The organism is Paenibacillus alvei DSM 29 (genome assembly GCF_000293805.1).
Lineage (GTDB): Bacteria > Bacillota > Bacilli > Paenibacillales > Paenibacillaceae > Paenibacillus_B > Paenibacillus_B alvei.
In genome coordinates this window covers 540,790-554,530 of the sequence record NZ_AMBZ01000002.1, presented here as the reverse complement: position 1 = coordinate 554,530, position 13,741 = coordinate 540,790, and the positions used below count along the sequence as shown (strand labels likewise).

The following is a 13,741-nucleotide window of genomic DNA, read 5'->3' as shown; positions in this document are numbered from 1 at the left end:
AGAAAAATAAACGATACGTTCAGTATACCAATTGTGAATAAAAAATAAAGTTGAAGACTACCTATTTACAAAACTATACGTTCAGTATATTATTTGATTATCAAATTTATAAACGATACGTTCAGTATTTATAAAAAAGAGGAGGAATCTAAAATGACTGCTTCAAACATACAAACAATCCAGAAAAATATTCCGACATGGCTAACCGTACTTCTGGCTGCCGCATGCGGTATCATTGTTGCCAATCTGTACTATGCGCAGCCCTTGGTCGGGGTAATCAGTTCTTCAATCGGGCTGTCTGCAAACAGTTCTGGCTTTATCGTGACGCTAACGCAGATTGGTTACGTAGTCGGGTTGCTATTTGTTGTACCTATGGGGGATATTGTTGAGAATAAAAGGCTGATTGTCATATCTTTACTTCTTACAGCGGTTGCCCTTGTCATTACGGCAGTGTCGAAGCAAGCGTTTCCGTTTTTAGCCGCTTCGTTTGTCATCGGTTTGGGGTCAGTCGCTGCGCAAGTGCTCGTACCTTTTGCGTCATACCTTGCATCCGAATCTTCGCGCGGTCGTGTTGTCGGCAATGTCATGAGCGGTTTGTTGCTGGGAATCATGCTCGCGCGCCCTTTATCGAGTCTGGCAGCTGACTTCTTTGGCTGGCATGCCGTGTTCGCTTTGTCTGCTGCAGCTATTCTTATTTTGGCGATCGTACTGTCGAAGGTATTGCCTACCAGAAAGCCTTCGTCAGACACTCCCTATACCGCTCTACTCGGTTCGATGTGGCATTTGCTGCGAAAAACCCCAATCTTACGTCGTCGGGCTGCCTATCATGCATGTGTGTTTGCGACGTTTAGCTTATTTTGGACAACGGCTCCAATGCTTCTATCCAGCCCGATCTTTGGTTTTTCTCAAAAAGAAATCGCATTGTTCGCGCTTGTTGGAGTTGCGGGTGCAGTAGCTGCGCCTGTGGCAGGGCGTTTGGCTGATCGCGGCTGGACTAGACCCGCGACTGGGGTTGCCCTTGTCACTGTCGTCATTTCGGTTCTGTTACCGCTTCTGATTCGGACGGGTTCACCTATCGGAGTAGCCGTTCTCGTCATTTCAGCCATATTATTGGATGCCGGTGTATCCGCAAATCTGGTGCTTGGACAACGAGCGATCTTTTCGTTAAATCCAGAATTCCGTAGTCGCCTGAATGGGCTTTTCATGGCTATTTTCTTCTTTGGAGGTGCTATCGGATCTGCAATTGGGGGATGGATATACGCCACGGGCGGATGGAGTGCCGCGTTATGGATCGGAATGGCTTTCCCGATCGTTGCCATCCTTTATTTTGCTACAGAGAAGAAGTAGGTGGCAATGAATCAACCGGTAAGCGGGGAGGGTAAACATTTTACAATTGGCCCATAAAAAAATCCCCTTTCCGTTCACTCGTTTGCTCAGGGCGGCCTGACCTCACGTTAAGTGTGCGTAAAGGGGATGCTGGTTCATATCTATGCTTTGATTTTATTGGCAGAAATACGTTCCGTAATTTCAGTAACATTTTGCAGACCAAAGTCCAAGTCTCTTGTCATATACTTCTCGAAAAAGCTCGGGTCAATTCCCGTCATATGATGAAAGAAGGATACTTCAACCTTCCAATCGTGTTCGATCATGTGGCCAATATCCACTATTCCCTTTTTTGAAACGAAATCAATGATTGTTTTGATTTTCATTGGTTTCTGGATCGGAATGATATCATCAAGCGGCTCCATTTTCAAATAACCTTTGCGATGCAATGCCGCGTAAAAATTTCGATGTCCTTTGGCCTCAATGATTCCAAGGTTTGCGGCTCTATAGCCTAACACTTGCAGGGACGTTTTCCATTTCTTCTTTAAATCTACGTAGCCATCTGGATTGGTAGGACGGGATATATCCTTCATGTCTAATGTGAATTGTTCTTCCGGCAGTAACAAGGCTCCGGCAAACATGTTCGCTTCATTTTCAATATTCTTGTGTTCTTTTCGATCTAAGTTTGCGAACTCAAGCTGGTAATGGAGCAGAAGATGTCCAAGCTCATGGGCAAGATCAAAATTCCTCCTAGCGGCTGATCGTTTCATATTCCCTAATATAATATAGGGGCGTTCATTTCGGGTCCACAAACTATAAGCATCAATCTCCTCGCCAATGGCCTTTTCGAACACGAACACGCCGCTTTTCTCAATTTGGAACAGAAGATCATCATTGCTGGATGTCGATAAATCAAGCCTTTCTCTCGCTAAATGAGCAACAGTGTTGATTTGGGCAGACCTATCGTCGTTCGTATGTTCTATATACTCCATCACTTCGTTCCGAAGCTTGATGATTTTGAGCGTCGGATGGCTTACATAAGCTGTTATATAGTTCACAAAAGAATCTAAATATTCGATATGCTTGGCTTCTGCCTGTGTCTTGGAGATGACATTCAACACCTTGGAACGGTACGCAATATTCATTACATCCACATTTAAGGGCGTCATATATTTTGCAAGCATGTCTTTCGAATAAAAGTATTTACTTTTTACGTTAAAGATTCGTTTCAATTCATTCACGATCTGCATTTTCGGCGTGGTATACGCGTTCTCGTACTGCCAGACTGCTTGTTCGGTTACACCTAACATGTCGGAGAGCTGTTTGCGCGAATATCCGTGCATGATCCGTAAATTGGCTAGATTATCGCCAAAGAACATGCCTGTCCCTCCTTAATTTCTTAAGACCATTCTAATTGTTTATAAATTATGCTGTTCTTCTTCAATTATTCCAATATCGAATGCTGCCGGATCCAAGGCATCATCGTTCACATCAGGCGCTATAACATCGCGATCTTCATCTGTTAACTCAGCTCCAGATATGAGGTCAGATAGATCCTCTACACGATAAGCAACATTATCACTTGGATTAGGCAAGTAGTGCTTTATTTCGGATATTTGGTAAGCCTCATCAATATTATAGGTTAAAATATGAAATTGGCTGTAAGTTGATGTGAATTTTTCAAGCTCGTCTTTTAAGAAGCTGTCTACAATGAACAAGGAAAGCTGTTCAATTCGCTCTGCGTGGTTCCCTCTTTTCGATAAGGGAGGAGAGGCCGGAAAGGATAGGCCTGTATTGATTCTCGAGAGTTCATGCAAATACGTGCGTCGCGGTCCTTTCGTTCCTCCACCGTTAGGAAGCCTAGCTTGAGAGAAACAATTTTCATTGAAGTAAGCAGCATTTTTAATAAGAAAAATAACTTTAGAATCGATATGGATGAATTGTAAGTAATCCCATGTTAACCCTGCTTTGGACTTTTTGTATGTAAAGCCGTGAGCAGTACACTCTTCAGCAAGTTTGCTTTCGATAAAATTACCCTTGGTCCAAGCAAAAGCTGAACTAATCTTCATGTTTGATTTGCGGTTTTTACGATGTTCAATATAGTCACGGTAACCATCGACAATGGCATCAACAATCATTTGATTGTGTTCAGGACTGAATTTGTATTGATCCATCTTATACACTCCAATTCAATGAATTATGAAGATAGCTATAGTTTAATCGAAATAGGAGTGTAAAGAAATGATTTTTTTATTATTTTTAAAGTTAAGTTGTATATCTTTATTCATTTTTATAGTTGGTGCTTGAAAATATTCTTGTCTTCTTGAAATGATATTTCTGACTATTTCTCAGGAAAATAAAAAGCCCCTCCGCCTAAGAGACGGAGAGGGCTCGTTTGGATATGCGGTTTCCCAAATCCACTTAATTCGTATAGTTATCGAAATACCCTTGAATAAAGATAATCGGTGTACCTTTATCTCCGCTGCCGGAGGTCAAATCGGACAGAGAGCCGATGAGATCGGTCAATCTGCGAGGGGTTGTGCCTTGCGCCTCCATCGCGCCTACGAGATCCGCGTCTTTGTTGCTGATGTATTGAGAGATCGCTTGCTTCAACTCTTCGCCTTTTAAATGAGCAAAGTTATTGTCAGCAAGGTATTTCAGCTTCACTTCATTGGGTGTACCGTTAAGGCCTGCTGTGTAGGCTGGCGATACAACCGGGTCAGCAAGCTCCCAAATCTTGCCCACAGGATCCTTGAACGCTCCATCGCCATAAATCATGACTTCAACTTGCTTGCCCGTTTTTTCTTGGAGCCTGCGCTGGATATTGTCCACGATCGGCTGGCAGTTGCGCGGGAACAGCTTCACGCTGTTCTCTGTGGATTTGTTGGAGCCTAACAGGCCATATGCTTCGTTGCAGCCGCTGCCGTCAATCGATACAGTCATGATATCGTCGAGGCCATATACGTTTTCTCCGCCGTTTGCCTTCAAAATCTTCTTCGTTCTGAAACGGGTATGGATATCGCAAGTCAGCACGTTTTTCGTGTACTCCAGAATCGTCTTTGGATGATTCGAGAAAATGACTTCGCATTCCACGCCGTACTCTTCGATCAGTGATTTATAGTAGTCGATATAATCAACGCCGGTAAAGGTATGCTTGTTATAACCAAACAGATCACGGAATTGCTGCTCTGTCAGCACATCCGTCCAAGGGTTGATTCCTTTTTCGTCGAGCAGGTCGAGATCCACCAAGTGGTTGCCTACTTCATCCGATGGATAGCTGAGCATGAGCACAACTTTTTTAGCGCCCTTTGCAATACCACGAAGGCAGATTGCAAAGCGATTGCGGCTTAAGATCGGGAAAATGACACCAACTGTTGCATCTCCGAATTTGGCGCGTACATCCTGCGCAATATGATCGATTGTCGCATAGTTGCCTTGCGCACGAGCAACGATGGATTCCGTAACGGTAACGATATCTTTATCTTGAATGTGGAAGCCTTCCGCTTCGGAAGCTTTCAACACGCTATCTACAACAATATCCTCGATGCTGTCCCCTTGATTAATGATAGGGCAGCGGAGGCCTCTAACGACTGTTCCAACCATTCTTTCCAATATAATCGCTCCTTGGGACGCGTATAGTGAATTGCATGATTTGGCGTTCCTATTTGTACTATACACCTGTCTAATGATATAAGTGAAATTAATATATTGAATATTAGATATAAGGAGTGCTTATGCTGTGAGTAAGTTAGATTTATATAAAGTGTTTTGTACAGTGGCGAAACGCAACAGTTTTTCAAAAGCAGCACAAGATCTTTACATGACACAGCCAGCCGTCAGCCAAGCAATCATGCAGCTAGAACGGGAGTTAGATACTCGGTTGTTCACTCGAACATCGAAGGGGGTATTTCTAACGAATGAAGGCAGACTTTTATATGAGTATGCAGATTCAGCCATGAATTTGATTCATGTTGGTGAAGAAAAGATGCTGGAGCTAAAAAATTTAACGACTGGCGAGTTGAAAATCGGTGTTGGCGATACAATCTCCAGATATTTTTTACTTCCCTATTTGGAGGAATTCCATAATCGATATCCCAATATTAAGTTCAAAATCATAAACGGAACGACCCTCGAAATATGTGCGCTGATTAAGTCAGGCGGAGTCGATATTGGCATTTGCAATTTTCCGTTGGAGGATCCTGCATTGGAGTTGAGACCGTGCACAGACATTCAAGATATTTTCGTATACGGGGATAAATTCAAAACAATGTTATCTGGGCCTGTCAGCCTTGAGACAATCGCCAAGCTGCCATTGATTTTCCTTGAATCGAAGTCCAATTCCAGAAAGTATGTCGAGGATTATATGGGGTCGAAAGGTGTACGGATCGCGCCCGATTTTGAATTGGGTTCGCATCATTTGCTGCTGGAGTTCGCCAAAATCAATTTAGGCATCGCTTGCGTGACGAGAGAATTTTCACAAGAGTATTTAGATAAAGGTCTGCTGCATGAGGTTCAATTGGTGGAGGAAATCCCGAAGAGAAGCATTGGTATATGTTTTTTGAAAAGCGTATCTTTATCTCCAGCTTCGACGAAGTTTGTGGAGATTATCGAACATAACAGGTTTTGATTATATGCGTCTATATGCGTCAAGATTGTTACGAAGTGCCAAAATGAAGCTGCGATCAGGGAGTAGATGAATGAAGACGGGGCCTGTCCTATGGTAGACTAGTGTTATTAATATTTACCATTTACGAATGAGACGAGGGGATAAGATGGGGTTTCTGAAAAAGATATTCGGCGGCAAGAATGATGGGGAGAAAGCGAATGACGGCACTACAATTTACACATATGACGAAAGTGCCAATGATGGTGGTTATGAGCCTCCTGCACCGATGGAATACGTGGAAGATATCGTTGCCCATTTCGAAAATGTATTCCCGGGGAGAAACAGCAGCGTTTTTCATGAGATTATATCAGATATCGTACATATTGATGTCAATGTTATGGAGCCTACGGAAGAAGAGCCATTCTGGGTGTTATATACGACCGGTATGAGTGACTTGCCAATGACGATTCCAAATGAGATCCAAGCCGAGCTTGATGAAAATATTGATCGGGCTGAAGTGATGATGTTCCTTCCAGCTTCGTGGGAGCTATCCGAAGAAGCTTTCAAGGACGACAACAATTATTGGCCGATCCGGTTAATGAAGCAGATGGCTCGTTTTCCACACCAGTATAATACCTGGCTGGGATATGGACACACGATCCCGAATTATCAGGACTATGAGCCTTATGCCGATGGGACAGGCTTGAATGGGGTTGTATTTTATCAGTTAAAAGAAGAAATCAGCGTCATTCCGACCAAGGACGGAAATAAGGTTCATACCTATTTCCTGATTCCTCTGTACAAAGAGGAAATGGATTATAAGTTAGAGCACGGGATGGATGCATTAATAGACAAATTATCAGAGTTGGAAGATGGAGTGCTCGAGTTAGATCCAAAACGAAGAAATACGTGCAAGTCGTAAAAAATAATTTCTAGTTCTTTTCTAGAATCTAAAACGCCAGCCCTTTCACATCATGGAGAGAGCTGGCGACTTTTTTAGGTAAGTACGTGGCATTTAGTTAAGGTTCTGTTAGAAAAAGGGAAAAGCTTTCACTTATTCCGAAAAGGGTTGACTAAGAACAAAATTACAACCCCTAAAAGAAACAACAAAATCCCTTCAATTTTGTATGACCAAACCGCGGAGTGAATAAAAGAGCCAAAAATATCAGTAGTATCTGATTGTACATTCTGGTAATTTGCCAGAACTAACATGGCTTTATCCATACCCATATCAGTGCTTTGGGAGATAAACCGAAAGCCAATAATAAAGAGGATAAGCGAACAAATGAAAGCAATAAATAACGTGATTTTTGATTTCATTGTTTTCATTCTCCTTTGGTAAAGTAACAACGACTTTCTATACGCTGTTACTTTACCAAAATTTACTCCCCTGATCAATGAACCCAATCGTTAGTTGTCTTGCCAATAGGGAAGCAGTTGTGGAAAGGAAGAACTGAGGTCAGCGTCCCTATTCCTTTAATGGAAACTTCAGCAGTCGTAATACTTTCACCCTGTTCGCGTGATGTGAAGTATGTGAAGATGGATACATCAAAGGTTTGAAGCCGCTCGGCTTTGGGCTTTTGATCTTCAGGCTATTGCGATCCTTCCTTCTACTTCATTGGCGAATTAGGGTCGCAGCTTTCCTGAAGACGCTAATTAGGAGAGGGGGCATCCAGGCTATCATATTCCTTCCTTCTATTGAATCTTCCATTGAAACTAGGGGTATGGCTTTCCTGGAGTCTTTATGATGATGAACACCATCTATCTGCGTAGAGCGAATAAGCTGATTGTGAACCATGGGCAGGGAGGTAATCGAATCTCTAAAGCCCATTTGGCTACGGCATTGAAGAACATAGAGCAGCTTGGATATACGTTATCGAAGCCATTAATAAACGCCGTCCGTACCTTGTCCAAGGAGCAGTTCCATGCGTTTTATAAGGGGCTGATCACAGATCTTAAGGTGATGGTAGGTGCCCACGTAACATACAAACCAATGTATCCGGATTTTCCAGAGCAGGTGATGCAGGAAGATGACGTGGAGTTGTACCTGAATGCCATTTATCATTATCTGACCTTGGAAGTGCCGGAGAATAAGGCAGCAGATCGCCCGCCAATGCTGGATAAGGTCAATCTTAAGATGATTGATTTAGGCAACAAGTCGGACTTCCATACGATGATACGCCATCTTATTCAGGTCAAGGGGTCAATTTCCGAGACGGATAAAGAAGATATCGATGCAGTTGTCGAACATGCGGATATCGATGAACTGGAGGACATTCTGCCTGCCGAGATTCCATGTAAGGAAAACGTGGGCTTTGTAGCCGCCTCCTTAATGAAGCATGATAAGGCAAACATGAATCTGATCCGACCGTACTTCAAGACCGCTACCGATGTCCTGCGCCTCGCTGTTGCTTGGTCGGCTGGCGACGTTAGCCTTGCTGAGCCTACGCGCTTCCGCAAGTTCAAGCGGCCGGAGAGACGGCTGTTGCTTGGCCTGCTGGAACAATGTGGAGCGATTACCGAGGATATGCTGAAATATAAGCAGCGCTGGATTCGATTAGGCGAGATTTTGCATCCATCTGAATATAAGCAGCAGTTTACAAAATGCAAGGATGCCTTTGATATTTTGCGCAATAACAAGCCCTTCACCACCTTTAACGGGAGCGTGGAGCTCGCTTTCCAATATCAGAATATGTGGACGCTGATCGATCTGTTGATGAAGCGCCCAGGCGAGTTTGCCAGAAGACTGGATCACATGCTTCGCATTGCGGAGCAGGCGGAGTACGTAGTGCTGGCATTCGGTGAAATCGCCAATCAGGTATCAACGCCCGTGCTTATGCAAGTAAAGTCCCATTTTACTCATCGTAACGAGCCTAAGGAGCTCCGTACCTTTTTCCCGAAAGGGAATGTTGCCAAGGCTGTAGCGATTCCCAATACGCTGCCGGAGATTGGCGAGGCGATATGCCAAGACATTGTGCGACTGTGCGATCAGACGCTTAGGGAGCGATTCTCGGCACTTCCAGTGCTCGGAAAAACATATGTTGATGAACGCATGAAGCGCTATAACGTGCCGTTCTCCCAGCGTTCGGCAAGCAAGGCGCTGCGTACGATCATTCGGGGAAGCCGTGTGCCGATGGAAGCAGGGGATACCGTTCGCTTCTTCAACTGGTGGAAGGAAGGTACGGTGAATGGAAATCCTACAGGCCGTGTAGATATTGATCTCTCTGCTGTCATGTACGATCGCAATTGGCAGTATGTTGAGCATATTTCATACACGAATTTGCGATCGTCAAAGTACCGAGCTGTGCACAGCGGCGACATCGTAGCCGCTCCACAGGGAGCCTGTGAATTTATCGATCTGCATATTCCATCCATTGTGGATTATGGCGGTCGTTATATTGTCGCTTCACTTCATTCCTTTACGATGCAGCCGTATTGCGACTTGCCGGAGTGCTTCGTAGGCTGGATGATGCGCAAAAAGCCCGGTTCCGGCGAGATTTTCGAGCCGGCGACAGTCTCCAATAAAATCGACGTCACCGCCGATACACAGATTGCAATCCCTGTCATCTTGGATTTGATAGAGCGCACCGTCATTTGGACCGATCTCTCGCTGACAAGACACCCGAGCTACTATAACAATGTAGAAGGGAATCAAAGCGGAATGGTCTTGATGGGCAAAGCGATGACTACGTTGCAAAAGCCGAATCTGTACGATCTGTTCATGCTCCATGCCCAAGCAAGAGGGGAACTTGTTGCAACGGCAGATCAAGCAGATACGATTTTCTCTGTAGACGAAGGAGTCACTCCATTCGATATCGAGCAGATCATGGCTGAATTCCTTGTATAGATGAACAAGCGGATGCAAGATCATCAGCGGTGAACGAAGAGGGTTGTAATAACGCCTTAGTTCACCGCTTGAACCTGTTAATTAGCCTTTTACCATTTCCGGCAGTCCTTTATGTTTGACGAAACGCTGAAAGAGGAACCGAACGATCGGCCCTATGATCAGGAGCTGAAGCGGAAACGCGAAAATGAAATTTTTCACGACAAATGAGAAGTAATTTTCAAGCAAGGATCCTTCCATGCGGCTGCTCGCAAGATAGGCTGTTATCAACCCGTACAAGGACATGCAAAGAACCATTCCACTCACCATAAAGAAGGCAACGGATACGACTACGTTCAGTTTCTTGGACTTGTCATAGGGGAAGGAAAAAGCAATTTTCTTCGCTACAGGTCCCACAATAAAGGATTCCAATGTGAACGCAATGAAGAGGGCCAAAATAAGTTGGGCTAGTATGCTTCGCCAAGATAATGTATTGAGCAAGCCGTGCAGGTATAGGTTATAAAAGGTCATGCATACAACCATCCCGGAGCACATCATCAGCCCAAAGTAGACTTGTTCTTTTTTGTTATCGGCAATGTGATCATCCTTTCTTTTCGACCTCATCATTATAGAAAAAGCAGACATCTTCACATAAGTGAACATTTTGCGAACTTTTCCGGTAGCAAGGACGATGTTTGCCGTATGAGAAAGTGCGCTTAATTATCAAGATCGACACACGACCACTGTGCCATATAGAAGTATCTAGTCGACAACAATTGAAAACGCTTCAAAAATACATTGACATAGCAATAACTAGGATCTAATATTGATTACGTAAACGTTTAACTAACAAACAGGATCAGCACTGCTCCTGTTTAAGCAAATTATTCAAAAACGTTTACTTACGAGAGGTGGTTAGATGGCAGCTACGATTAAAGATATTGCACGAGTTGCCGGTGTCTCTACCGCGACCGTATCGAGAGTCATCAATAATCTTGGCGGATATAACGAAGAGACGGAGAAGAAGGTTATCGCCGTTGCCAAGGAATTGGGATATCGGAAAAATGAAAATGCGAGAAGCTTGGTGCAGAAGTCGACCAATACGATAGGTATCATTATGCCAGATGTAGCAACCTCTTTTTATGGCGATATTATCAGAGGGATTGAGGATATTTCGTATGCGCATGGTTACAGCGTAATCCTGACCCATGCCGGCAGCAATGGTTCCCGAATTCAGGATTGCTTGAAATTGATGGGAGAGCGCAGAGTAGACGGGCTCATTATCGTTTCCATCGAGCTGCAAGAGGCTGCAATCGACGCTATGACATCACTCGAAATTCCTTTTGTTTTGCTTTCTACCAAGACGGATCGGGATGATGCGCCATATCTTAAAGTGGATGATTTCCGAGCGGCATATACCGCGGTTCAGTATCTGATTGAGCATGGACACCGGAAGATCGGGATGGCCGGGGCAAATCCTAGAGATCCGATATCCGGAGCGCCGAGAATCGATGGGTATACGCAAGCATTGCGAGATCAGGGGATCAAGGTGGATTTGAACCTGATTAAGCCCGGGAACTTTAGCTTCGAATCCGGCAAAAAGGCCATGCAGGAGTTCCTAGAAGAGGAAGCGGATATTACCGCAGTGTTCTGCGCAAGCGACGAGGCTGCACTAGGAATTATATCGACATGCTTTGAGCATGGTATTGAGGTTCCAGAGAAGGTATCCGTGGTCGGATACGATAACTCTAAGGTGTCGCGTATGTCAATTCCTCCGCTTACGACAGTCGCGCAGCCCTTGTATGACATGGGGAGAGAAGGCTGCCGGAAATTAATTGATGCGATTCAGCATAGGATTAAGATTGAGTCCGAAGTGATACCGCATGAGTTAGTGGTACGCAAATCAGTCAAGTCGTTGGAACAAAAGTAAGCATTTTAAAATATATGTATTTGCACACGGACGTAATATAGATGATTTTTACGCATTACGTAAACGTTTACGTTAGAATCTGACAGCTTCACATTAGAACCCGAAAGGATAGGTATCCGATGAGTGAAACAATGAAACAAGAAAAAGACGTGAAATGGTGGCAGACGGCCGTTATCTATCAAATTTATCCGCGCAGCTTTCAGGACAGTGATGGAGATGGAATTGGCGATTTGAGAGGGATCATTAATCGAATCGACTATTTGAAGCTGCTCGGCATTACCGCAATCTGGCTGTCTCCTGTATATAAATCGCCGAACGATGACAATGGCTATGACATTAGCGATTATCAAGATATTATGGATGAGTTCGGTACAATGGATGATATGGACGAGTTAATTGCCAAGGCCAATGAGGCCGGCATCAAGATCATTATGGATCTTGTCGTGAACCATACCTCTGACGAGCATAAATGGTTCGTTGAAGCGAAAAAAGGCAAAGACAATGAGTACCGCGATTACTATATTTGGCGCGATCCAGTGAACGGCGGCGTGCCGAATGGACTAGGCTCTACCTTTAGCGGCCCGGCATGGGAGTTTGATGAAGCAAGCGGACAGTATTTCTTGCATCTATTCAGCAAGCGTCAGCCAGACCTGAACTGGGAGAATCCGAAGGTTCGCCAGGAAGTGTACGACATGATGAACTTCTGGCTGGATAAGGGCGTCGGCGGCTTCCGCATGGACGTTATCGACCTCATCGGCAAAATTCCGGATCAAGAAATTACGGGCAACGGACCGAAGCTGCATGAGTATTTGCAGGAAATGAACCAAAAAACGTTCGGCTCCCACGACGTTCTGACGGTAGGGGAAACATGGGGGGCGACGCCAGAAATCGCGAAGCTGTATTCCGATCCGGCACGGAACGAGCTGTCTATGGTGTTCCAATTCGAGCACGTGGGATTGGATCAGCAGGAAGGCAAGGATAAATGGGATCTGAAGCCGTTGAAAATTGCGGACTTAAAACGGGTTCTTGCGAAGTGGCAGACCTCGCTTGGCGATCAAGGCTGGAACAGCTTGTTCTGGAACAATCATGACTTGCCGCGCATCGTGTCCAGATGGGGCAATGACAAGGAATACCATGAGCAAAGCGCGAAAATGTTCGCTGTTCTTCTCCATATGATGAAGGGTACGCCATACATTTATCAAGGGGAAGAGATTGGCATGACGAACCGCCCTGTGTCGAGCATCGACGAGGTAGAGGATATTGAATCCATCAATATGTACAATGACCGTTTGTCCAAGGGATACGCGGCAGAGGACATTATCGCCTCGATCAATGCAAAAGGAAGAGACAATGCCCGTACGCCAATCCAATGGGATGACAGTGCGAACGGAGGCTTTACAACGGGTACGCCTTGGCTGCACGTGAATGACAACTACAAGACGATCAACGTGAAGCGTAATCTGGAGAATCCGAATTCGATCTTCTATACGTATCAGCGCTTAATCAAGCTGCGCCAAGAGAACCCGATTATCGTATGGGGCGACTTCGAACTGATCGAGCATACACCGGAAGAGGTATTTGCATACTACCGCATCTATGAAGGCGAGAAATGGCTCGTGGCAGCGAACATGTCCAAGCAGGAGCATGGAATCGCTGTAGATGGTAAGGTATCCGAGATCATTATGAGCAACTACGACCGCGCTGAAATAGACGTTACTGCGTTTACGATGAAGCCATATGAGGTATTTGCAGTGAAGTTGTAAATCGTATATGTGATGGTGGCTCACACATTCTTTGTGTGGGCCATTTGTTGTACACCCATCTTGGGCGTTTTTCTTTAGAGTGAAAGTCTCAAATGGACTGACAAGCACCTCCATTAGCCAAGAGTAAGGGTGCTCATCGTGAAGTAGAATCTTACGGAAACTGTAGGCAAAGCAAGGCTTGAGGTAAACGAATCAAATTTTGAGCCGATTAGTTCTCCATTAATGAAAAAACGGCAGGATATGGGATCTCCTACCGCCTAACGAATAAACTTATAGCGAATGTGTTTAAGTATACA

The 13,741-nt window shown here is 44.6% G+C and carries 11 protein-coding genes; 6 read left to right on the top strand and 5 right to left on the bottom strand.

Annotated elements, in window-relative coordinates; all coding sequences use genetic code 11:
• Positions 1-108: 108 nt before the first annotated feature.
• Complete coding sequence (locus tag PAV_RS08920) at positions 109-1,347, top strand: MFS transporter (protein ID WP_326101266.1); 1,239 nt, start codon at positions 109-111, stop codon at positions 1,345-1,347.
• A gap of 140 nt (positions 1,348-1,487) precedes the next feature.
• Here PAV_RS08920 and PAV_RS08915 read toward each other — a convergent pair whose 3' ends face one another.
• From PAV_RS08915 to PAV_RS08905, 3 genes are all read right to left on the bottom strand, one after another.
• Complete coding sequence (locus PAV_RS08915; RefSeq protein ID WP_005545321.1) at positions 1,488-2,702, bottom strand: spr1629 family repressor/antitoxin; 1,215 nt, start codon at positions 2,700-2,702, stop codon at positions 1,488-1,490.
• A 39-nt stretch (positions 2,703-2,741) separates the two neighbouring features.
• On the bottom strand, positions 2,742-3,497 hold the full coding sequence (locus tag PAV_RS08910; protein ID WP_005545319.1) for a spr1630 family ClpXP-sensitive toxin: 756 nt from the start codon (positions 3,495-3,497) through the stop codon (positions 2,742-2,744).
• 247 nt (positions 3,498-3,744) lie between these two features.
• Positions 3,745-4,935: a coenzyme F420-0:L-glutamate ligase gene (locus tag PAV_RS08905; protein WP_005545317.1), complete on the bottom strand. Its 1,191-nt coding sequence runs from the start codon at positions 4,933-4,935 to the stop codon at positions 3,745-3,747.
• Positions 4,936-5,062: 127 nt separating this feature from the next.
• On the opposite strand from PAV_RS08905, the gene PAV_RS08900 reads away from it, so the two are divergent.
• Positions 5,063-5,950, top strand: a complete 888-nt coding sequence (locus tag PAV_RS08900; RefSeq protein ID WP_005545315.1) for a LysR family transcriptional regulator — start codon at positions 5,063-5,065, stop codon at positions 5,948-5,950.
• Between the two features lie 145 nt (positions 5,951-6,095).
• Complete coding sequence (locus PAV_RS08895; RefSeq protein ID WP_005545313.1) at positions 6,096-6,851, top strand: suppressor of fused domain protein; 756 nt, start codon at positions 6,096-6,098, stop codon at positions 6,849-6,851.
• 128 nt (positions 6,852-6,979) lie between these two features.
• On the opposite strand, the gene PAV_RS08890 is transcribed toward PAV_RS08895, so the two are convergent.
• Positions 6,980-7,249: a hypothetical protein gene (locus tag PAV_RS08890; RefSeq protein WP_005545311.1), complete on the bottom strand. Its 270-nt coding sequence runs from the start codon at positions 7,247-7,249 to the stop codon at positions 6,980-6,982.
• Positions 7,250-7,673: 424 nt separating this feature from the next.
• Between PAV_RS08890 and PAV_RS08885 the strand changes: the two genes are divergently transcribed.
• The gene (locus tag PAV_RS08885; protein WP_005545310.1) at positions 7,674-9,776 is read left to right on the top strand and encodes a TerD family protein; all 2,103 of its coding nucleotides are present in this window, start codon (positions 7,674-7,676) and stop codon (positions 9,774-9,776) included.
• An 81-nt stretch (positions 9,777-9,857) separates the two neighbouring features.
• Here PAV_RS08885 and PAV_RS08880 read toward each other — a convergent pair whose 3' ends face one another.
• The gene (locus PAV_RS08880; RefSeq protein ID WP_081505713.1) at positions 9,858-10,376 is read right to left on the bottom strand and encodes a DUF2798 domain-containing protein; all 519 of its coding nucleotides are present in this window, start codon (positions 10,374-10,376) and stop codon (positions 9,858-9,860) included.
• A gap of 295 nt (positions 10,377-10,671) precedes the next feature.
• Between PAV_RS08880 and PAV_RS08875 the strand changes: the two genes are divergently transcribed.
• Together PAV_RS08875 and PAV_RS08870 are read left to right on the top strand one after the other, a co-directional pair.
• Positions 10,672-11,682 carry a LacI family DNA-binding transcriptional regulator gene (locus tag PAV_RS08875; RefSeq protein WP_005545308.1) on the top strand — a complete coding sequence of 337 codons (1,011 nt, stop codon included), beginning with the start codon at positions 10,672-10,674 and terminating at the stop codon, positions 11,680-11,682.
• Between the two features lie 119 nt (positions 11,683-11,801).
• Positions 11,802-13,445 (top strand): glycoside hydrolase family 13 protein, encoded by a 1,644-nt coding sequence (locus tag PAV_RS08870; RefSeq protein WP_005545307.1) that lies wholly within the window; start codon positions 11,802-11,804, stop codon positions 13,443-13,445.
• Positions 13,446-13,741: the final 296 nt, after the last annotated feature.

Bases quoted from the DNA above. Each gene is read 5' to 3' on its own strand.
- PAV_RS08915 (WP_005545321.1), bottom strand. From the start codon at position 2,702: ATGTTCTTTGGCGATAATCTAGCCAATTTACGGATCATGCACGGATAT.
- PAV_RS08910 (WP_005545319.1), bottom strand. From the start codon at position 3,497: ATGGATCAATACAAATTCAGTCCTGAACACAATCAAATGATTGTTGAT.
- PAV_RS08895 (WP_005545313.1), top strand. From the start codon at position 6,096: ATGGGGTTTCTGAAAAAGATATTCGGCGGCAAGAATGATGGGGAGAAA.
- PAV_RS08890 (WP_005545311.1), bottom strand. From the start codon at position 7,249: ATGAAATCAAAAATCACGTTATTTATTGCTTTCATTTGTTCGCTTATC.
- PAV_RS08885 (WP_005545310.1), top strand. From the start codon at position 7,674: ATGATGATGAACACCATCTATCTGCGTAGAGCGAATAAGCTGATTGTG.
- PAV_RS08880 (WP_081505713.1), bottom strand. From the start codon at position 10,376: ATGAGGTCGAAAAGAAAGGATGATCACATTGCCGATAACAAAAAAGAA.
- PAV_RS08875 (WP_005545308.1), top strand. From the start codon at position 10,672: ATGGCAGCTACGATTAAAGATATTGCACGAGTTGCCGGTGTCTCTACC.
- PAV_RS08870 (WP_005545307.1), top strand. From the start codon at position 11,802: ATGAGTGAAACAATGAAACAAGAAAAAGACGTGAAATGGTGGCAGACG.